The organism is Pseudoalteromonas sp. MMG007 (genome assembly GCF_018100985.1).
Classification (GTDB): domain Bacteria; phylum Pseudomonadota; class Gammaproteobacteria; order Enterobacterales; family Alteromonadaceae; genus Pseudoalteromonas.
The window spans coordinates 507,538-528,515 of record NZ_JAGJEI010000001.1; the positions used below are offsets into that span (position 1 = coordinate 507,538).

At 40.4% G+C, this 20,978-nt stretch carries 19 protein-coding genes and 1 pseudogene; 14 read left to right on the top strand and 6 right to left on the bottom strand.

The genetic code is table 11. From position 1 onward, the window contains the following. The first annotated feature begins 21 nt into the window (after nt 1–21). The 3 genes and pseudogenes from pdsO to J8L71_RS18475 all read left to right on the top strand — a co-directional run. A complete protein-coding gene (gene pdsO / locus J8L71_RS02390; RefSeq protein ID WP_210999103.1) occupies nt 22–753 on the top strand; it encodes a sortase-associated OmpA-like protein PdsO in 732 nt (243 codons plus the stop codon). A 46-nt stretch (nt 754–799) separates the two neighbouring features. After that, nucleotides 800–2,821, top strand: a complete 2,022-nt coding sequence (locus tag J8L71_RS02395) for a marine proteobacterial sortase target protein (protein ID WP_210999104.1) — start codon at nt 800–802, stop codon at nt 2,819–2,821. A gap of 62 nt (nt 2,822–2,883) precedes the next feature. Continuing rightward, nucleotides 2,884–3,318 (top strand): annotated as a pseudogene (locus J8L71_RS18475) (sortase); the annotation flags it as partial. Here J8L71_RS18475 and J8L71_RS02400 read toward each other — a convergent pair. Further along, nucleotides 3,318–4,307 (bottom strand): DMT family transporter, encoded by a 990-nt coding sequence (locus J8L71_RS02400; RefSeq protein WP_210999346.1) that lies wholly within the window; start codon nt 4,305–4,307, stop codon nt 3,318–3,320. The pseudogene J8L71_RS18475 and the gene J8L71_RS02400 sit on opposite strands and share 1 nt — an antisense overlap. 117 nt (nt 4,308–4,424) lie before the next feature. Here J8L71_RS02400 and proB point away from each other — a divergent pair, with 117 nt between their 5' ends. The 5 genes from proB (at nt 4,425) to J8L71_RS02425 (ending at nt 8,760) form a co-directional block, all read left to right on the top strand. Next, on the top strand, nt 4,425–5,528 hold the full coding sequence (proB, locus tag J8L71_RS02405; protein ID WP_210999105.1) for a glutamate 5-kinase: 1,104 nt from the start codon (nt 4,425–4,427) through the stop codon (nt 5,526–5,528). A gap of 422 nt (nt 5,529–5,950) precedes the next feature. After that, nucleotides 5,951–6,346 carry a GGDEF domain-containing protein gene (locus tag J8L71_RS18480; protein WP_348771777.1) on the top strand — a complete coding sequence of 132 codons (396 nt, stop codon included), beginning with the start codon at nt 5,951–5,953 and terminating at the stop codon, nt 6,344–6,346. A 56-nt stretch (nt 6,347–6,402) separates the two neighbouring features. Beyond that, nucleotides 6,403–6,762, top strand: coding sequence for a glutathione S-transferase N-terminal domain-containing protein (locus tag J8L71_RS02415; protein WP_210999106.1), 360 nt, complete (start codon nt 6,403–6,405; stop codon nt 6,760–6,762). A 46-nt stretch (nt 6,763–6,808) separates the two neighbouring features. Then, nucleotides 6,809–8,293, top strand: coding sequence for a glutamate--tRNA ligase (gene gltX / locus J8L71_RS02420; RefSeq protein WP_210999107.1), 1,485 nt, complete (start codon nt 6,809–6,811; stop codon nt 8,291–8,293). A 167-nt stretch (nt 8,294–8,460) separates the two neighbouring features. After that, nucleotides 8,461–8,760, top strand: a complete 300-nt coding sequence (locus J8L71_RS02425; protein WP_210999108.1) for a 2OG-Fe(II) oxygenase — start codon at nt 8,461–8,463, stop codon at nt 8,758–8,760. Between the two features lie 9 nt (nt 8,761–8,769). Here J8L71_RS02425 and J8L71_RS02430 read toward each other — a convergent pair whose 3' ends face one another. Then, nucleotides 8,770–9,162 carry a hypothetical protein gene (locus J8L71_RS02430; protein WP_210999109.1) on the bottom strand — a complete coding sequence of 131 codons (393 nt, stop codon included), beginning with the start codon at nt 9,160–9,162 and terminating at the stop codon, nt 8,770–8,772. A 167-nt stretch (nt 9,163–9,329) separates the two neighbouring features. Here J8L71_RS02430 and J8L71_RS02435 point away from each other — a divergent pair, with 167 nt between their 5' ends. The 3 genes from J8L71_RS02435 to J8L71_RS02445 all read left to right on the top strand — a co-directional run bounded on the left by J8L71_RS02435 (nt 9,330) and on the right by J8L71_RS02445 (nt 12,408). Then, nucleotides 9,330–10,031: a DUF3581 domain-containing protein gene (locus tag J8L71_RS02435; protein ID WP_210999110.1), complete on the top strand. Its 702-nt coding sequence runs from the start codon at nt 9,330–9,332 to the stop codon at nt 10,029–10,031. Nucleotides 10,032–10,124: 93 nt separating this feature from the next. Continuing rightward, nucleotides 10,125–11,372, top strand: coding sequence for a DEAD/DEAH box helicase (locus J8L71_RS02440; RefSeq protein WP_210999111.1), 1,248 nt, complete (start codon nt 10,125–10,127; stop codon nt 11,370–11,372). 58 nt (nt 11,373–11,430) lie between these two features. Beyond that, nucleotides 11,431–12,408, top strand: a complete 978-nt coding sequence (locus J8L71_RS02445; protein WP_210999112.1) for a sensor domain-containing diguanylate cyclase — start codon at nt 11,431–11,433, stop codon at nt 12,406–12,408. Between the two features lie 83 nt (nt 12,409–12,491). Here J8L71_RS02445 and J8L71_RS02450 read toward each other — a convergent pair whose 3' ends face one another. Further along, on the bottom strand, nt 12,492–13,448 hold the full coding sequence (locus tag J8L71_RS02450; protein WP_210999113.1) for a hypothetical protein: 957 nt from the start codon (nt 13,446–13,448) through the stop codon (nt 12,492–12,494). A 523-nt stretch (nt 13,449–13,971) separates the two neighbouring features. Between J8L71_RS02450 and J8L71_RS02455 the strand changes: the two genes are divergently transcribed. Next, nucleotides 13,972–16,851: a pitrilysin family protein gene (locus tag J8L71_RS02455; protein WP_210999114.1), complete on the top strand. Its 2,880-nt coding sequence runs from the start codon at nt 13,972–13,974 to the stop codon at nt 16,849–16,851. 110 nt (nt 16,852–16,961) lie between these two features. Here the strand turns inward: J8L71_RS02455 and J8L71_RS02460 are convergent, their stop codons facing one another. Together J8L71_RS02460 and J8L71_RS02465 are read right to left on the bottom strand one after the other, a co-directional pair. After that, entirely contained in the window at nt 16,962–17,282 is a 321-nt protein-coding gene (locus J8L71_RS02460) for a helix-turn-helix transcriptional regulator (RefSeq protein ID WP_210999115.1), read from the bottom strand. 4 nt (nt 17,283–17,286) lie between these two features. Further along, on the bottom strand, nt 17,287–17,694 hold the full coding sequence (locus J8L71_RS02465; RefSeq protein WP_210999347.1) for a hypothetical protein: 408 nt from the start codon (nt 17,692–17,694) through the stop codon (nt 17,287–17,289). 346 nt (nt 17,695–18,040) lie between these two features. Between J8L71_RS02465 and cysE the strand changes: the two genes are divergently transcribed. Beyond that, nucleotides 18,041–18,859, top strand: a complete 819-nt coding sequence (gene cysE, locus J8L71_RS02470) for a serine O-acetyltransferase (protein ID WP_210999116.1) — start codon at nt 18,041–18,043, stop codon at nt 18,857–18,859. A gap of 36 nt (nt 18,860–18,895) precedes the next feature. Next, nucleotides 18,896–19,582 carry a hypothetical protein gene (locus J8L71_RS02475; protein WP_210999117.1) on the top strand — a complete coding sequence of 229 codons (687 nt, stop codon included), beginning with the start codon at nt 18,896–18,898 and terminating at the stop codon, nt 19,580–19,582. Nucleotides 19,583–19,594: 12 nt separating this feature from the next. Here J8L71_RS02475 and xseA read toward each other — a convergent pair whose 3' ends face one another. Beyond that, nucleotides 19,595–20,935: an exodeoxyribonuclease VII large subunit gene (gene xseA / locus J8L71_RS02480; protein ID WP_210999118.1), complete on the bottom strand. Its 1,341-nt coding sequence runs from the start codon at nt 20,933–20,935 to the stop codon at nt 19,595–19,597. Nucleotides 20,936–20,978: the final 43 nt, after the last annotated feature.

A 20,978-nucleotide genomic window follows, 5' to 3' on the forward strand; every position in this document is an offset into this window, starting at 1 on the left:
AACAAGTTTAAGAGGACTACCATGAAGAAGACATTAATCGCATTAACGCTAGTCGCCAGTGTTTGTTCACCTGCATTTGCATCAACCGCTAATACGCCTTCTAAAGAAGCACATAAAGAAACCGCTATTGGTTTGGGTGCGGGCGCTATTATTGGCGGTGTGGTTGGCGGGCCTATTGGGGCATTTATTGGCGCATTTGCAGGGGGCTTAATTGGCGACTCTAAAGTAGCCGATGACAAAATAGCCCAGCAACAACGAGCAATAACAGTAATGCAGGAAAAAACCAGCGATTACATGCACGTACTTAATCATAACAATAGGCTTGAGCAGCAGTTAGATGCGCTGGCTAATCAAAATGAGCAATTAACTCAAGCGCAAATAAAAAACCTACTTGCCATGACCGTGCAATTTAAAACGGGTTCAAGTGTTATAGCGCCGCATTTTGCGCAGCAGCTTGACCAATTAGTGACACTTTTAAATAACCGGCCACAATTAGCGCTTGATTTAAGTGGGTTTGCTGATCAACGCGGAGACGAGCAAGCCAACTTTATATTGTCTAAAAAGCGTGTAAATGCAGTGCAAAGCTACCTAATAAAGCACGGCATTAGCCATAAGCGCTTAAGCACGCAAGCATTTGGCGAGCAGCAAACATTAGCTCGTAGCAACACCGTTGAGGATAACTTTTTTGATAGACGCGTAACGCTTACCACTCGTTCAATAAACCCGGTAAATGGCCAAACGGCGAGTAACTAAACCAAACCGAATTTAAGTAAAGCTAAGCGTTCGATGGAGTGATTTTATGTTGAGTAGCCCAACCAAAATGCTTACTAAAGTAAGCATTTTTATTTTCTTAGTGAGTGTGCTGTTGGTCAGTTTTAATAGCCATGCACAATCACCCAAGCTTGAACTTTTTGACAGTGGCGGCGCATCTTTAGCGCCAGCCATTATTTTAAAAAGTGACGCTAACATGACCCTAACAGGCTTAATTAACCATGTGGTAGTTAAGCAAACGTATCAAAACGAAAACCCGTTTGCGGTTAATGCGCGCTACGTTTTTCCGCTGCCTGATGAAAGTGCCGTGCACGCCATGACGATGCGTATAGGCGAAAGAGTCATTAAAGGTCAAATTGATAAAAAAGTGGAGGCCGAAAAAAAATACCACGCAGCTAAAAAAGCAGGTAAGCAAGCGGCTCTAGTACGCCAGCAACGCGCTAATATGTTTATTACCAACGTAGCAAATATTGGCCCTGGCGAAAAGGTTGTTGTTGAGCTTGAGTATCAAGAGATTATTGATTACAGCAGCGGTACATTTGCAATTCGTTTTCCTACGACTATTACGCCACGCTATCACGCAATTAGCGGTAAAGCAGAGCTTAATGAGCAAAACCAAACTCGTGTAAACACCGCACCAAGCGGCTGGTTAAGCCCTGTTTACAGCGTGCAAAGCGCGGCGCAAAGTCATGGCGATGCACTTAATAGCAAATTCAGCCTAAATATTGATATTGACGTAGGTTTAGAGCTGGTGGATATAAACTCTAAATTTCATAACGTAGATATTCATAACCCTGCATTTGGCCAATATACCGTTGCATTAAATGAGCAAAATGCCATAAACCGCGACTTTGTACTTGAGTTTAAACCGCTGCAAAAAGAAAGCGCTCAAGCGGCATTTTTTACCCAGCAGTTTGAAAATGGCGACCGATACGGACTTGCTATGCTAATGCCTCCAGCAGATCACTTTACGCAAACGCAGCGCCTTCCTCGCGAAATGGTATTTGTTGTAGATACGTCAGGCTCTATGCACGGGCAATCTATGGAGCAAGCTAAAAAGGCGCTGTTTTATGCGCTTTCTTTACTCGATAGCGACGACAGCTTTAACATTATTGGCTTTGATAACGTGGTTACCCCCATGGGCGATAAACCCCTCATTGCCAGCGATTTTAATTTACGCCGCGCTGAGCGCTTTATTTATAGCCTAGAGGCCGATGGCGGCACCGAAATACAAGGTGCGCTTAATGCAGTGTTAGATGGTAGTAGTTATGAAGGCTTTGTACGCCAAGTCGTATTTTTAACCGATGGCAGTGTAAGTAACGAGGATGCTTTATTTAAAAACATTCAGCGTAAATTAGGCGATAGCCGTTTATTTACTGTAGGCATTGGCAGTGCACCTAACAGCTTTTTTATGCGCCGCGCCGCTGATATAGGTAAAGGATCGTTTACGTTTATTGGCAGCACAAATGAGGTGCAACCTAAAATGCAGCAGTTATTTGATAAGCTCGCCCACCCAGCTATTACTAATTTAGCGCTAAGTGATGAAAGCACTAACAGCTTAGATTTTTGGCCATCGCCCTTACCCGATTTATACTTTGGTGAACCTATTATGGTGGCTATAAAGCTTGATAATACAAGCAATGTGGTACTTACTGGGCAAACCGCACAAGGCCCATTAAGTATTAAATTAAGCGCACAAAATAGTGCAAATGCAAAAGGGATTGATAAGTTATGGGCTCGTCAAAAAATTAAGTCATTACTTTTATACAATGAGCAACACAAAGTAAAAGACGAAGTACAACACCTAGCACTTGCCCATCAATTACTGAGCCCGTTTACTGCTTTTATAGCCATTGAACACACTCAAGTTAAAGAGTCTGCAAAGCAAACTGCACTGGCTAAAAACGCACCGCCACAGGGCCTGGCTATGCGCTTACCACAAACCGATGGGCAAAGTAGGTTACACATAGTATTTGGCTGTATTTTATTATTAGGATTTGGCGCGCTTAAAATAAACCGAGGGTTTAAATTTACTAAGGAACATAAATGAAAAAGTGGCTAAGCGCAGGCTTACTAATCGCTGGGCTTGGGTTATTTGGTCACGGCGCTTATATGCAGGCAAAAGCGTGGCTTGCTCAAGTACTAATTGAGCAAGCATGGCAAGAGGCACTTCAATTTCCAAGCGCTAAAGTAAAGCCCTGGTTTTACGCCGACAGCTTTGTAACTGCACAACTTAATTGGCCTAATCATAACAAAGTACTGACTGTTTTAGCGGGGGCAAGTGGTCGTAATTTAGCGTTTGCGCCAAGCCTATTTTTACCTGCAGGGGAGCTTGGCGGAAAAGAATTTGGCAACGAAAAAGGCGCGCTAATAGCAGGGCATAACGACACCCATTTTGCATTTTTACAACACACCAAAGTGGGGGAGGCATTTACTTTGCAACTGCAAAGTGGGGTGATTCAAAATTATAAGGTAACGGGGATTGAGGTTATTCATCAATCCCAAAACACATTTTTACAAACACCCGGACTGTATTTGCTTACCTGTTACCCTTTTGATTCGCTTACTGCTGGTACTGATTTAAGGCTATTGGTTTCAGCTGAGTTAATGTCAGATAAAGTAGTATCTGCATTAATATCTTCGCCAGATTCACTAAGGGGAATATCAACCACTAGTTCTTGATGACGCTGGCTTATCATTACACCAATAAACACGACAAAGATACTCAGCCATTGCCAAACGTTAAGTACTTCTCCCAAAATAATGGCTGACAAAATAAGCGTAAATATAGGGATTAAATTAGAATACGCAGCCGCAGTTAATACCGACACTTTACTAATGGCATAGTTATACATGCCGTAGCCGCCAAGGGTGACGCACGAGCCTAAATATAAAATACTCATAAGTGCGGTTAAGTCGTGTTGGTTTTCGCTTGGCAGGTCGATAAAAAATAAAAAGGGCGCAAAAAATAAACTACCGCTAATGCCTTGAAGTGCAATAAGAGTAATGGGGGAGTAACGATTTGCTAAATGTTTAATGCTAACGGTATAAAACGCGGCGCACACCATGGCCATTAATTCTAAAAAATTACCTAGTAGCGGGTTGGGTGCTTGCTCAGAGTTTGGAGAGAGTAAAGTAAGTAAAATACTGCCGCCAATACATAAGGTAAAACCGATAACAATGGCTTTACTTATGTACTCTTTAAGCATAAAAAACGCTAGTAACGCCACAATAATAGGCAAGCACGATACAATAACACCCGCCTGCGAGGCTGAGGTGTACTCCATTGCATGGCCTTCAAATAAAAAGTACAAACAAGGCTCAGCAAGCGACATTCCCAGTAAATATTTCCAGTCACCTTTTAAATATTCAAATCGAATAACGTAACGCCATAAACAGAGCGATAAAACTAACGTGGTCAGCATGCGCAAAAATATTACTAATGCGGGGTCGTAAATGGCAATAGCATACTTAAGTGCAATAAAAGAGCTGCCCCATAAAAAGGTGGCAATAATTAAACATAAACTGGCGGGCATAGCGGGTAATTTAAACAATAAAATATAATGCGATCCTAGCATGAATAATTTTAACTTGTTCAAAAATACCGAGCTGGTATAAGTTAAATTATCTAAAAATTTTAATAGTAAAAAATAATGCAAAGGGAACAGGTAATAGTTGTAAAGCTAGGTACAAGTGTACTTACTGGTGGCACCGATAAATTAGACAAAGCACACATGGTTGAACTTGTACGCCAATGTAGCGAGCTAAAAAAACAAGGTTACCAAGTCATTTTAGTATCAAGCGGTGCTGTCGCTGCTGGGCGCGAGCAACTAATTAAACCCTGTGGCCGAAGCCTCATTGATAAGCAAATGCTAGCAGCGGTAGGGCAAGGCCAACTTATTCATATTTGGCAAAGCTTATTTGCTTTATATGGCATTAATGTAGGGCAGATGTTACTGACCCGAGCGGATGTAGATGATCGCGCTCGCTATTTAAATGCTCGCGATACACTCAATGCATTATTAAATTACGATGTAGTGCCCATTATTAACGAAAACGATGCCGTTGCTACAAGCGAAATAAAAGTGGGCGATAACGATAACTTATCGGCCCTTGTAGCCATTTTAGCTAATGCGAAAAAATTATTGCTACTTACCGACCAAGAAGGCTTATTTACCAGCGACCCTCGCACCAACGCCGATGCAAAACTAATTGACGAAGTAACCCACATAAACGATGAACTTCGCCAACTTGCTGGTGGCAGTGGTACAAACTTAGGCACCGGCGGTATGGCTACAAAACTTCAAGCGGCCGATATCGCAAGGCGCGCAGGCGTTGAAGTTATTATTGCCAAAGGCGCTGGCAACAACGTTATTTTAAAATGCATGAGTGAGCAATTACCCGGTACACGTTTTTTAAAGCTTAGTGCGCCAAAAGATGGCCGAAAAAAATGGCTAATGGCAGGGCCTAAAAGTACAGGCCAAATAGTGATTGATGCAGGGGCTATTGCAGCACTTCAAAACAAAGGCGCAAGTTTGCTCTCTAAGGGGGTTACAAATGCGTTTGGCCGCTTTGAGCGCGGCGACTTAATAGATTTAATTGATACTAACAACCAAGTTATTGCACGTGGCTTAACACGCTTCAGCAGCGTTGAGGTAAATAAAATTAAAGGGGCGCATTCAAATAAAATAGGCGAGTTACTCGATTACGACACAGGAGCAGAGGTATTACACCGAGATGATTTAGTCTTATTTTAAACCTATTATTGTATGGGGATAAGGTGTTGCTAATAATTTAGCAAAACTGATAATTTTGTCTTAGCAGTTGAGGTAATAAACAGTTTAGGCATTTTTGATGAAGGCGAATAGTGGTGTAATTAGAAGTTATTTAGCGGTTTATCATTTTGGCGAAGTAATGGGGTTGAATTAATAGAAACTCAGCATAGACTAAGTGAACGGACAGGCGCGTTGGCTATTCATATTTTAAATATTTATGCTAACCAACTTGGGCTTTTGTATGAATCGCGCTTAGACCCATTAACAGAGCTATTAAATAAGCAAACTATCGACAAAAAAGTTATTGAAATAGTCTCAGTAATAGCTTTTTAAAACCGCGAAGTGAGGTTTCAAATAAGCGCCGATGGTATTTAGCCATTGCCGATATTGATCATTTTAAAAACGTGAATGATAACTACGGACATGCAATCGGCTGTGGGGTTATTTTATTAGTGGCAAGGCTTTTAAAAAATAATTATAGATTAGTAGATTGCGTATTTAGATGCGGCGGTGAAGGGGTTGCCCTATTATTTCACACCAACACTGAGACTGAAGCGCGAGTAGCGCTTAATCGATTACGCTTAAATACTGCAGAGTATTTTTTTCCTCAAATAGTGCAGCTCACCATTAGTTGTGGCTTTTTAGGGCTGGCAAGTATTGATACGGTTTCAAGCATTGTTAATCAAGCCGATTTAGCGCTATACCACTTTAAAAATAATGGCCGCAACAGAGTAATGCCTTACAATGAATTAGGCGTAAATGGTCAACAACAAGTAGATAACAGTATTGAGCTTTTTTGATTGTAAATTTGTGCTAAAATCTGGCTCCTTAAATTGTTGTAGGCAGAGCATAAAACATGAAATTCGTTCGTTGGTTTTTAGGTTGTATAATTTTATTCTTTAATTTTGTATTTACTCCTCGCAGTAAAAAGCGTGCAAGCGACGAGCAAGCAAAGCTTGATCTACAAACTTCACAATTTAAACTCTATCAATTTAAATCATGCCCGTTTTGCGTAAAAGTGCGCCGTGCTATTAAGCGCGAGGGCTTAAAAGTAGAAACGCGTGATGCAAAGAATAATCAGCAATATCGTCAAGAGCTGTTAGAGCAAGGCGGCAAAATTAAAGTGCCATGCCTACGTATCGAAAAAAATGGCCAAGTAGAATGGCTTTACGAATCAAACGATATTATTGCTTACTTAAATAAAGTAGCAGCTTAAACGTAACCACATAATTTTTATCTCACTTATTTAAAGAGACATTACCATGACAATCCGTACTCGTGTTGCCCCGTCACCAACAGGTGACCCGCATCTTGGCACAGCTTACATTGCTTTATTTAACTACTGTTTTGCTAAACAGCAAGGCGGCGAGTTTGTTCTTCGTATAGAAGATACCGACCAAGTGCGCAGCACACCAGAATCAGAGCAAGCTATTATGGATAGCCTGCGTTGGTTAGGCCTTGAGTGGGATCATGGTCCTGATGTAGGTGGCGAATTTGGCCCTTACCGTCAGTCTGAGCGTAGCGATTTATACAAAAAATACGCGCATCAGCTAGTTGAGCAAGGTAAAGCGTTTTACTGCTTTGCAACAAGCGAAGAGCTTGATCAAATGCGTGAAGAGCAAATGGCAGAAGGCTTGCGCCCTAAATACGATGGCCGTGGTTTAAACCATACAGAAGACGAAATTAAAGCAAACTTAGCTGCTGGTAAGCCTTACGTTATACGTATGAAAATCCCAAGCGAAGGCACCTTTAAATTTAACGACTACCTACGAGATGAAATTGAGATCCCGTGGGAAAACGTTGACATGCAAGTGCTACTAAAAGCAGATGGTTTTCCAACGTACTTTTTAGCAAATGTGGTAGATGATCATCACATGCAAATTAGCCATATTTTCCGTGGCGAAGAGTGGATTAATTCAGCCCCTAAATTATTAAAGCTTTACGAAGATTTTGGTTGGGAAGCGCCGGTACTTGGTCATTTACCACTACTACGTAACCCTGATAAATCAAAGCTTTCTAAGCGTAAAAATCCAACATCAATAAATTACTACAAAGAAATGGGTTATCTACCAGAAGCTGTGCTTAACTACTTAGGCCGCATGGGTTGGTCAATGCCTGACGAGCGTGAAAAATTCACCCTTAACGAGATGATCGAACACTTCGATATGAAGCGTGTATCACTCGGTGGCCCAGTGTTTGACGTAGATAAGTTAAGCTGGTTAAACGGCACTTGGATCCGCGAAAATCTAACAGATGAAGAGCTTGTGAAGCGCTTTGTTGATTGGAAGTTTAATGGTGAAATGCTAGCTAAAGTATTACCTGAAGCTAAAACACGTATTAATACGCTGTCGGATATGGTTGATTTAGCAGGTCATTTTGTAGGTGGCATTCCAACTTACGATCCAGCACTTTTAACTGCGGGTAAAGCAGACGAAAATGTAATACGCCAAGCGCTACAATTTTTCGTATGGCAGTTAGAAGGCTTACGAAGCTTTGAAAAGCCTGCAATTTTTGCCATTGCAAAAGAAGTAGCTACATTCCACGAGCTTAAAATTAAAGACTTTTTAGAGCCAATATTTGTAGCAATTACCGGTAAAACATCGTCTACGTCGGTACTTGATGCAATGGAGATTTTAGGCTCTGACTTATCACGTGCGCGTTTACGTGTTGCACTTGCTCATTTAGGTATTTCTAAAAAGCAGGCTAAAAATATTGAGCGTGCGTACCGCACATACCCAAGTGCGTAATGATTAAATAATGCACTTTTAAAGCCGAGCTTATTAAGTAGTAAATAAGCTCGGCTTTTTTGTTTCAGGCTGTTTAGCTATATGCCATCGCGTATTGATATTGTTTAGTTCAAGCATTGGTGCTTTAGCAAATGCTAAAATGCGTCATTTAAACAAAAGGAGGCAGTATGATCGCAACAGTTAAAAACAAAGCTATTTTTAGCAGTAATAAATTTTCAATAAACCTAGTCACTTACCCAACTAATCACAGCGTGATGAATCATATTGACCCGGTGCAACAAGGGCGCTACTACAAGCTTAATTTTGTACTCGTAAAACCCAAAACTGGCGGGGTGTTTAAATGCTCAAAATGCATTATTAATTGGTTTAACCGCGTTTATTTATTTAGACCCGATAAGTACGAACACAGCGTATCTAAAATCGAATCGGGTAAGCGCGTGCTACTTAGCTTTGCGCTTAATGTATAGAGTGTTTAATTAATAATCGTAGGCTTGGCCGGTACATAAAATAGACAAATCGCAATATGATACAGACGTTTCACTACAAGAATTAATAGTAAAAGCATTGCCGCCTCTGCGCATGACATCCGCTTTTAGTAAATCTATAGCGTCAGATTTAGAGCGGTTGTAGCTAGTATTGTTATTACCCATACCGTCGCCATTACAGCTTTCACCTTCAATTCGGCCTAAAAGTGTAGCGCCACTTTCGTGTGCTTCTTGGTCGCTATAAAACTGCTGTAAATCTCGTTTATTAACGTATGTACCGATTTCTTGAGATAGAATATCGTTATCTATATCAGTATGAAAAGTCACGCCAGAGCATCCTGCCAAGGTTGTGAGTACGCTTATTGTTGCTATAACACGTAACATAATTATTAGTCCCTTATGTAGTTTGCTAAGTAAATTACTAACAAAAACAGAAGTGTGCAACATTTACTCTTAAGTTGATTGTAAGATTTAGTAAGTGATTCGACCTCTCTTTGTTTTATTTCTGATAGTATGGATAGGTTATAAGCAGTTTAAGCAGTGAACAAACTATGTTAAGTCCTTATTTTCAGCAACATGCTGATTACGTTTCTATCTCTCGTGAGCAAGGTTGTCGTTTCGCAAAATGTGTTGCCGATGATTACAATCCACTTCACGACAAAGATGCTAAAAAGTTTTGCGCGCCAGGAGACTTACTTTTTTCTTTAGTATTAGACCGCTATGGTATAAGTGAGCGAATGGAATTTACCTTTGCCGGTATGGTTGACGAAAACACTAAACTTAATTTCCCACAAGGGGATGACGAGTTTGATGTAACCAACGGTGATAAAGTAATTTTAAAGGTAAAACGCGAAGGTAAAACCAGCAAATGCCCAACACTTACTAATAGCTTAATAAAAAACTATGTTGAGTTTTCTGGTGCTGCGTTCCCTCATGTCATTATTCCGCTGATGGGTAAGCAAGATGTAATGATAAATCCAGCTCGCCCTATGGTTATTTATGAGTCGATGATTATTAACCTTGATAACATTGATATTCAAGCACCTACACTTGAATTTGCTGAACCCAGTTTTGAATACACAGGTAAACGCGGCAAAATTACATTGCGTTTTAACTTAATCGAAAATGGTGAAAAAGTCGGTTTTGGTGAAAAGCACATGGTAGTGTCGGGTATTCGTGAATATTGCCAGGCAACCGTTGACGATTTAATCGCATTTTATAATGAGCGAAAAGCCACATTAAAACCGGCTTAAAGTTTATTTTAAATAAAGGCGCTATTTATAGCGCCTTTTTTATTACTAAAGCTCAGGTATAATGGCGCTCTTTGTTATTTTTAAGCTAAGCCTATGTCTGCCTCATCATTTTCATCACTTAATCTCGATCCGTTATTATTATCAGCAATCGAGCAAAACAACTACACAACGCCTACCGCTATTCAGATTAAAACGATTCCGCACATATTAGCGGGTAGTGATGTAATGGGCAGTGCACAAACAGGCACGGGTAAAACAGCAGCCTTTGTATTACCGCTACTACATAAGCTTTTAAATACGCCTAAAAAAGATGAACCAGGTATTGCTAGAGTGGTTATTTTAACGCCAACGCGTGAGCTAGCTCAGCAAGTTTATGCCAGCTTTGAAAAGTACGCACAAGGCAGCAATATTAATGGCGCTTTAGCGTATGGCGGCGCAAGTATTGGCCCGCAAATTAAAGCACTTAAAACAGCGCAAGTAATAGTCGCAACCCCTGGACGATTACTCGATCATATAGTTAAAGGCAGTGTGATACTCTCAAGTGTTGATTCATTAGTGTTTGATGAAGCAGACCGCATGCTCGACATGGGCTTTATTGATGAAATAAAACGTATTTTGCGCCACATTCCAGGTGACCGCCAAACTTTATTGTTCTCAGCAACATTTGACGACAGCGTGTTTGAGCTAAGTAAAAAGCTACTTAAAAACCCTGAGCTTATAGAGGTTGATAAACGTAATTCAGCCGCCGTTGAAGTCGAGCAAGTTATTTACTCGGTAGATGAAGACCGTAAGCGCGAGTTGGTATCGCACATGATTGGTATGAAAAATTGGCGCCAAGTACTTATATTTACCCGCACCAAGCAAATGGCCGATAAGCTGGCCAAAGAAATGTGTAAAGACGGTTTAAAAACAGAATCCATTCATGGCGATAAATCGCAAGGCGCGCGTGACCGTGCACTACAAAACTTTAAAGAAGGCACTACACGCGTATTAGTTGCCACCGACGTAGCAGCGCGCGGGCTCGATATACCTGCGCTTAAATATGTAATAAATTTTGAACTGCCATACATAGCAGAAGACTACGTACACCGCATTGGCCGTACAGGTCGCGCCGGTGAGCAAGGCCTTGCAATGTCGCTAGTAAGTATTGATGAGCAATGGCTGCTTGAAGAAATAGAAGTCTTACTTGATACGCGTTTAGCGCCTCAATGGTTAGAAGGTTACGAGCCAGATTTAAACAAAAAGCCTAAAGATAATCGTAAAAACACCAATAAAGCGCGAAAAGATCGTGATAAAAAACGCATTACAGGTCAAAGAGCACCGAGTAGACGCCGTAAGTAGTAGCGTTTGTTTCGCTTTTTTGCCTATACTTGAGCTAATAAATAGCTGAGGTAAAGTTATGTTTGAAACGGATCAATGGGCATTTTCGGGAGTCGATGGCCAAATATCACTGCACAAATGGCAAAAGACCATTGATCTTATTACGGGGCTGTTTTCGGCTCCGTCTGGTTATATAGTACAGGCAACAAGCAAAGGCTACCGAGTTGTTATTAGAAGTAACGAAGGCGGCTCTAACTTTGAAACCAACTCAATACTCCCTCCACAAACACCTCTTTTTTGCAGATACGTAGCGGAAAATAACAATATTTTATATGTTAACGATGCCTGCAATAATGAGCAATGGAATACCATGCCTGAGGTTATTGAAGATGGCGTTCAATCATACCTAGGATTACCCATTCATTGGCCCGAAGGTGATGTGTTTGGCACGCTATGCTTAAAAGACACGAAACATACCAGTTATACAGATGAATATTTTGAGCTAATAGAGCAGCTTCGCGACTTGATTGAAGACGACTTAGCGCTTATTTATAGCTTTGAGCAAATGCGCGAAATAGCCATGCTTGACCCACTTACACACATTTATAACCGCCGCGCACTTACCTTGCTAGCTCAGCAAAAACTTAACTTAGCACTGCGTTTAGGCTTTGACGTATGCTGCTTGTTTATTGATATAAACGATTTTAAAAAATTAAACGATACCTGCGGCCATGAAGTAGGCGACAAAGCGTTAATTATTTTGGCTAATACCCTAAAAACACATTTAAGAGGTGCCGATATAGTAGGGCGTTTAGGCGGCGACGAATTTGTTGCAGTAATACAGGTAAGCGATAAGAGTAAAATTAGCTACATCATAGATAAAATATCCTCTGAGTATTCAAAAGCTTTACTCAAAGAAGACGTTTGCGATTTATCGCTCAGCATAGGTTATAGCTTTACGAACAAACAAAAGCAGCCTTTTGAAGCGTTATTAAATGATGCAGACCAAGCCATGTATAAAAATAAACAAGCGTATAAGCAGCTTAAAAAAACTTAACAATAAAAGCAGTACACTTAATCATAGCGATAAAAAAGCAAGCCATTAGGCTTGCCAAAAAGGGTGTGGATTTAGTTTAGCGTTTAGGCGATTTGTTTTTCGGCTAGGTTTAATTCCATAATGGCTTTTAATAAACGGTATAGGTTTATTGATGCGTCGATTTCTTCTTTACGGTTTGTTAAGCTTTCAATATTTAAGCCCAGTGGCACGTCTAGGTGCGCACAGCTTTTAAGTATTAAGTCGAGGTTTTCGCGGCAAATACGTACAGATTCACTTAATGTGTTTTCTGCATCAAGCATGCGCCATTTAGTAGCCTCAGGCACTGAGATACCCAACCATTGCATAAACTCTAAGGTTTTTTCGCCGCCGCACGGGGTAAACGTTAAAATAAGTCGTTTTGGTGCAATGCCTTGTGCTTTACAGGTACGCGCGTAGCTGGTGATTAAATCAATTGTGGCTTGGGCATCGTAAACAGCTTGCGATATAAAAAATTGGCAACCCTGTGCTGTTTTTTCTATTAAGCGTTCATGCTCATTTCGTTTACTTGAATGGCGCTCTGCTATGGTAACGCCCCCTAAAAAGAAGTCATCACTTTGCTCAGCCAGTGCTTTATAGGCATCGGGTAAGCTTAGCTTTATATCGCCTACCGATGATGGACTACCCACTAACACGACATTTTTTAAATCGTAGTCTTTTTTAGTTTCATCTAGCCAATCTTTAAATTCGCCAACGCCACGCTGCGCTACACTTTTATAGGTAATTACATCTTGAGCAGATAAATTACGTAGTAAGTGGCTGTACTCTCGCGGGTCTACAGTTTGCTTAAACGGAAATGGGCGAGCTTGGTTAGTTCGGCTGCTTTCATCTTGAATGTCGTAAATTATTACGCCATCGTATTCAATTTCATGCAAGCGGCCTAATAGCTTCTCTGCAATGGTTTTTAATTGTGCTTCATCGGTGCCAATTTTAGGCGGGGTAGTACCAATAAGATAAACACCTTGTTTGGTATCTTCTATTTTTTCTTGAAGTGATAAAGCCATAATCCTCATTCCAGCTTAGTCCAATGTATGTAATTTAATATAGCAGCCATTTAGACGTCTAGATAGATTTGTTTAATGAAAGTTTTTCAACTTGGTTGAATAATATTCATACTAATAATTTAATAAACAGGCTGATTGACACAGTTGTTTACATAAAAAATGGGCTAAAACTCTTACATTTACTCGCTTTAAGGCATAATCGAGGGTGAGTTAGGGTCTGTTGAACTTTGCGGATTAAATTTGTTCAAACTAAGGGCTATTTAATCGCGACGCGAGATTTGTAACCTAGTGGGCTAAGTCAAAACCGAGCAACAAAGAGTAAATAGCCCCTAGGAAGAACCTTTTGGGAAGCGCCTGTTTGGCATTAATGCTACGTTATCGCCTATTTATGGGGAATAACCACACTGTATAGGCTCTGCCTTGCCTAAATACCAAACAGACTGCTGCAAATTTAACCTTGAAAGATCAACAGGCTCTGGTAATAACCTAACAATAAATTTGCTCAATTTAAAAAGGGACAACAATGAAATTTAAATTATTAGCAACAAGCTTAGCGGTAACGCTTGCCTTAACTGGCTGTGCAACACAGCAAAGCGAAAACATGCAAACAGCACAACAACAGCAAACAACAAAAGCTGATGAGCGTGTATTTTCGCAAGAATACTTGATTGAAGAGCTAGATAACGGCTTACGTGTAATGGTAGTTAAAACCGATTACCCCGATGTAGTTTCGCTGCAAATTCCGGTATCGGTTGGTTCGCGTAATGAAGTAAAAGAAGGTAAAACCGGTTTTGCTCACTTTTTTGAGCACATGATGTTCAAAGGTTCTAAAAAATTCCCGCAAGACGAATACACTGCCGTATTTAAAAATGCAGGCGTAGATAACCGTGCTTACACCACCAATGATTACACAAACTACCATTTAAACTTTTCAAAGCAGCATCTTGATAAAGTACTTGAAATTGAAGCCGATATTTTTCAAAACCTTACTTACACTGAAGAGCAATTTAGAACCGAAGCGCTTACGGTTAAAGGTGAGTATTTAAAAAATAACGCCAGCCCTATTCGTAAATTGTTAAGTGCTGTACGCGAAGAAGCTTTTGACAAACATACCTATAAACATACCACTATGGGCTTTTTTGAAGATATAGAAGCCATGCCAGATCAAATGGCGTACGGTAAAGAGTTTTTTGATAAGTTTTACAAGCCTGAATATGTATCGCTAGTAATAGTGGGTGATGTTGACCCTAAGGCCACAATGGCAATGGTTAAAAAGCATTGGGGAGGCTGGAAAAAAGGCGATTACGTTGCCGATATAAAAGCTGAGCCAAAGCAGCAAGCACCTAAATATATACATGAGCAAAACGAAGCATTACCAGGGCATTGGTTACTTGTATCGTACAAAGGTGCGCCATGGGAGCCTGCCAAAAAAGACAGGGCGGCACTTGATTTAATCTCGCAGCTTTATTTTTCAAACAACTCAGATTTATACCAAGAGCTTGTTGTTGATAAACAAATAGCGAGTCAAATGTTTACCTACAATCCAGAAACAAAAGATCCTGGTTTATTACATGTGTTTGTAAAAGTAGAAAACGCGGATGATTTAGCAAAAGCACGTGATGCAATTAACCGCACTTATGCTAAAGCGCGCACTGAGCTTGTAGATAGCCAAAAGCTAAGCGATTTAAAGTCTAATCTTAAATACAGTTTTATTAATGGCTTAGATTCGTCTCAAGCGATTGCATCAACCCTTGCAAGATACATGCATTTTGAGCGCGATCCAGAGGTTATTAATCAGCTTTATAAATCGTCCGACAACATAACCGCTGAGGACATAAAAGCTGTTGCGAATAAATACTTTGTAGATAACTCGCGTACCACCGTGACTATGTCGGCACTTGATAAAGCCCCAGGGTTTGCAAAAGAGGCTGACTTAAGTGCTGTAGTTGCAAAGCTTGAACAAGCACCAGAGGCACCGGTATTTAAAGTACTTGATAAAACCAATAGCTCACCACTTATTGATGTAAACTTTTTATTTAATACAGGTGCAGCCGCAGACCCTCAAGGTAAAAAAGGTGTAGCCGCGCTCACCGCCGCTATGCTTGCTCAAGGTGGTTCGCAAAGTACGAGTTACAAAGAGATTCAAAAAGCGCTTTATCCGCTTGCGGGCAGCTTTGATTATCAGATAGATAAAGAAATGCTGTCATTCCAAGGGCGTATTCATAAAGATAATGCAGCAACGTGGTACGCACTTATAAGCGAGCAACTGCTTAACCCAGGTTTTAGAGACGATGACTTTAAACGCCTTAAAAAAGAAATGATCGACGCTATAAAGTCGGGCTTAAAAGCATCTAACGATGAAGAGCTAGGCAAAGAAGTACTTTACAGTACGCTTTACAAAGGCCACCCATATGAAAGCTACAACTACGGTGATATTTCTGATTTAGAAGCCCTTACGCTTGATGATGTAAAAGCATTTTACAAAAGCGAGCTTACTCAATCTAAACTAACACTTGGCTTAATTGGCGCAGTGCCTAAAGCACTTAAAGCGAATATTATGAGCGACTTAGCAACCTTACCTAAAGGTGAGCAAAGCCGTTTAAGTATTCCTGATGCACCAGAACTTAAAGGTCATCACGCAACGATTGTTGAAAAGTCGGCGCAATCTACTGCGGTATCGTTTGGTTTCCCAATTGATACTATTCGTAGTAGCGAAGATTGGACCGCCCTTTGGCTTGTGCGTTCGTACTTTGGTGAGCATCGTAGTTCTAACTCATACCTGTATGAGCGAATTCGCCAAACACGTGGTATGAACTACGGCGATTACTCGTACATTGAATACTTCCCGCGTGGGATGTTTCAAACTAAGCCCGATGCGAATTTAGGACGCTCTGAGCAAATATTTCAAATTTGGTTGCGCCCGCTGCGCTCGAATAACGATGCACACTTTGCAACGCGTACTGCGCTGTTTGAGCTTGATAAACTTATTAAAAACGGCTTAACCGAAAAAGACTTTGAAGCAACACGTAACTTTTTAATTAACTACGTGCCGCAGCTTGTAGCAAGTCAAAACCGTCAGTTAGGGTATGCACTTGATAGCGAGTTTTACAACACAGAGTCGTTTGTAAAATATGTGACAAGTAAGCTTGAAAAGCTAACGCTTGCTGATGTTAATCGCGTGATAAAAGATAACCTGCAAACCGATAACGTCCAGTACGTGTTTATTACCGGTGATGGCGAAGACATGAAAAAACGTTTAGCGTCAGAGCAAACCTCGCCAATGGTTTACAACACAGAAAAACCAGCAGAACTTGTGGCTGAGGATAAAGTAATCGCTGATTATAAATTAGCAATTCCGGCTAACAATATTGAAGTAATGAAAGTCGATAAAGTATTTCAATAATTTAAGTGGTTTAAACTATCTTTAAGCGTATAAAAAATGCCTCAGAGCCTAAAGCTCTGGGGCATTTTTATATTAACACTTTAAGCGAAAGCATAGGTTTGTTATTACAATCATAAGCTCGTTATGAATAACATACAGCCAACACCGAGTGTAAAGCTAATTAAAGAGCTTATAGCAATAGCGACAATAAACTTTTTCGTTGATTGGGCTTTAACCGCTTCATTCACTTCTAAGTCGTCCAGTTTTATAAGCTCGCCTTGGCGCACTTCAAATACTGCGCATAAAGCCATTGTGGTTTCTTTTGATGCCGCACCTTCTTTTTCTACACGCTGAACGGTACGTAAGCTTACATCGCAGGCATCAGCAAGTTGCTGTTGCGTCCAATTAAATTGCTGCCTAAGTGTTTTTATTGTTTTAGGGTTAAGTTGCATGTGTTTATTTACCTACCACTAAGTCAATTAGCGTAAAGGTTAAATGCGCACCTAAGTACCCGGCAAGTACACTGGCGGTAAAAAAGAGGACGGCTCTTTTCGGATCTTTAATAAAAGGAAGTACAGTTTGTTCTTGCTGCTTTATTTGCTCATTATTTTTAAAAAAAGTACATTCAAGCTTACCAGTGATAATATTTAGCATGTGATATTTAACTTGATAGTTATGTTCTTTAAACTCAAATCTATGCGTGCTTTTTCTACCAACGCTACGCTTACTACTAACTAACTCATCGTTTATAAATACTTCTTCTTTTCCAGTAAAGTAACTCCCAAAACAGGCTATTTGATTGTCGCCATCTTGAAAGTAAAATTTATATCCTAATTTTTTCGTATTTAATATATCGTTTTTCATCATCGTTATCCTTGTTGAGTTGATGATGCTAATTTAGCGTTTGCTTTTGTTTTTTACGCCGTCAGTGGTACGCCAGTGGGCATTTTGGCATATGACAGGTATGCTGTCATGTGTTGTTAGCTTATGATTTTAAATAACTTATTTTATTTTTATAATGTATTGGTAATTTTAACTACTGTCGTATAAATTAATTTAAAAAAATAGATAAGTACATTTAATTGTACTTCTGATTGTTAGTTATACCTAATAACCAGAACAAATAACTAAGGCGTTAACACCTTCGGCTTTAAATCCGTTAAACTTAACAAAAGGCTCTTTTTATATCAATTTAAGGCAGTGTAGTATTATGCGTCATGAAATTTGGCAACAGCTTCGTAGTGAAGCAAATGAAGTCGTAACTCGCGAACCACTTTTAGCAAGCCATGTGTATTCATGCATTTTGAATCATGAGTGTTTAGGTTCGGCGCTAAGCTTTATTGTTGCTAATAAATTGGCAGATGCTGTGGTCTCCGCATTTACTATTCGTGAGCTATTCGATCAAGCGTTTGTAAAATGTGACCGGATGCTTTCTTTTGTTGCCGAAGATATCAAAGCAGTGAAAGACCGCGACCCCGCTGCTGAAACGCATCTTACCGTGATGTTAAACCTAAAAGGTTTTCATGCTATTCAGGCGCACCGTTTGGCCAATTGTTTATGGCAACAAAATCGCAGAGAGTTAGCGCGTTTTATTCAAAGCCGTACTTCTGAGGTGTTTGGCGTAGATATACACCCTGCTTGTAAAGTTGGTAAAGGGATAATGTTTGACCACGCAACAGGTATTGTTATAGGTGAAACGGCAGTCATTGAAGATAATGTATCAATACTTCAATCCGTAACACTTGGCGGTACAGGTAATGAGCAGGGTGATCGTCATCCTAAAATTAGAGCCGGTGTGCTTATTGGTGCAGGTGCAAAAGTACTTGGCAATATTGAAGTGGGCGAGGGCGCTCGCATTGGTGCCGGTTCAGTGGTTTTAACAGCTGTACCGCCACATACTACTGCTGTTGGCGTACCAGCTAAAATTGTAGGCAAGCCGGAATGTCCCTGTCCGGCGCAAAGTATGAACCAAAACTTTTTATCTAACCCAGAGCCTGAGAATGAATCCCATACCAGTGCAATGCTATGATATGTAATAGATAAATAAAACTTAAAAGGAATTAAGATGAGCAAAAATAGTTTGTTAACTTTAGGTATTGGGTTTATTACTGGTGTAGGTTTAACTTGGGGGTATTTTAGCTTAGCTCCAAATGATTTAGAGCCTGCGAAGTTACAGCAAAGTGATACTCTTTTGCAAAAACCTTATGCTCAGCAGATAAAAAGTAACGAAGTAACAGCAAACAATGCAGTACAAGATGTTACTGAACAAGTCGTTAGTTTAGAGCAAAATAAAAATAGCTCATTCACTAATCCTGAAACGCAAGAGCTTGATGAACTACCTTTAGAAGAGCAAGTTGTGCAACTTAAGCAACAACTTGCCGAGCAAAAATCAGCACTTAAAAGTGTTTTGAAGCAAATGAGAGGCCCTTCAGATTTTGAGAAAGTCTTACGTGATAAATTCGAGAGCCAAACACGTGATGAAGAGTGGGCTTACAATACGGAAATGGCACTACAAGATTTTTTATTAACAGCAGATTTAGCAATTATTCCTGATGTTGTTAGCGCAAAATGTAAAACGACGGTATGTGAATTTGAACTTGCCGCACCCGCTGATAACGATGCATTTGGGAGTGCTCAATGGCGTGAGCTAAACGACAAGTTGATGAAACAAGGATTTTGGAAACAATTTGTAAGTTCTACATCTACATCAAGCGATACTAAGCTTAGCTTGTTACTAAGCACAGAGCTTTAAACTGTATCAGTATTAAGTAATAGGTATGACCTGTGATTCTACAGAGCCATCGGCAAGCTCTGTAATTATCACATCGCCTGTTTTAATTTGTCCCACCGATTTAACCACTTTGCCTTGTTGTGTTTTAGTGATGCTATAGCCGCGCGCTAAAACATTAAGAGGGCTTACCGAGTCCAGCTTACTTGCTTGTAATGCTAGGCTATTATTGGCTTGCTGTAATTGTTGTTGTATAGCTTGGTTTAACCTTGCTTGTAATTGCGACAGTTGATGAGAAGCTTGTGCTAGCTTTTTATCGGGCGATTGACGCATTAAGCGCGGCGTTAAATTATTGAGTGTGCGCTCATGCTGATATAAACGGTTTCGCATAGCTTGTTGCAGCGCAATACTTAATTCATCTAATCGTTGTGCCTTTTGATTTAGCTGGTTACGCGGATGACACAAGTTAAGACGGTGCTGAAGTTGCGTAGCAAGTGCGCGTTTATCAGCAATATCGTGTTTAAAAGCATTGTTTAAACGGTTAATGAGCTGCGTTACTTTGTTGTGTAGCTCTTGCGTGTTAGGGCTTACAAGCTCAGCAGCCGCTGATGGGGTAGCAGCCCGTAAATCGGCTACATAGTCGCTTATGGTTGTGTCTATTTCATGGCCTACAGCGCTTATAACGGGCAGCTCGCTTTGATAAATTGCGCGCGCAAGTTGCTCGTGATTAAAGCACCATAAATCTTCAAGTGATCCGCCGCCGCGCCCTAAAATAAGCACGTCTACCTCATTGCGCGCATTTGCCAACTCTATTTGATTAATTAAATGCACATGCGCTTCTTTGCCTTGCACCATTGCAGGATAAATTATGACTTCTAATTGCGGTGCACGGCGTTTAAGTACAGTTAAAATATCTTTTATTGCAGCGCCGGTGGCTGAGGTTATTACACCAATACGGTTTATATTTTGCGGTAGTGGTTTTTTGTAGGCAGAGCTAAATAACCCTTCGGCGGCTAAGCGCATTTTTAGTGCATCAAACTCTTGCTTAAGCTGACCTTCTCCTGCAGGCTCCATATGTTCAACAATAAGTTGGTAATCACCCCGAGGTTCATAAAGTGATACACGTGCTTTAACGGTGACTTGTGCGCCATTGGCAGGGCGGTAGCTTTGGTTGCGATTATTCCCTCGCCACATAGCAGCCTTAATTTGCGCTTTATCGTCTTTTAACGAAAAATACCAATGCCCAGACGCAGGGGTAATAAAGTTAGAAATTTCACCCGTGAGCACTAAAGATGCAAAGCCTTGCTCAAGCACTGTACGAATTTCTCTGTTAAGGCGTGAAACGGTGTAAACCGTCTGCGAAGGCTTCGAAAACATAAAAAACAACCTAAAATTATTTATGAGGCAAGTTTATCATAAA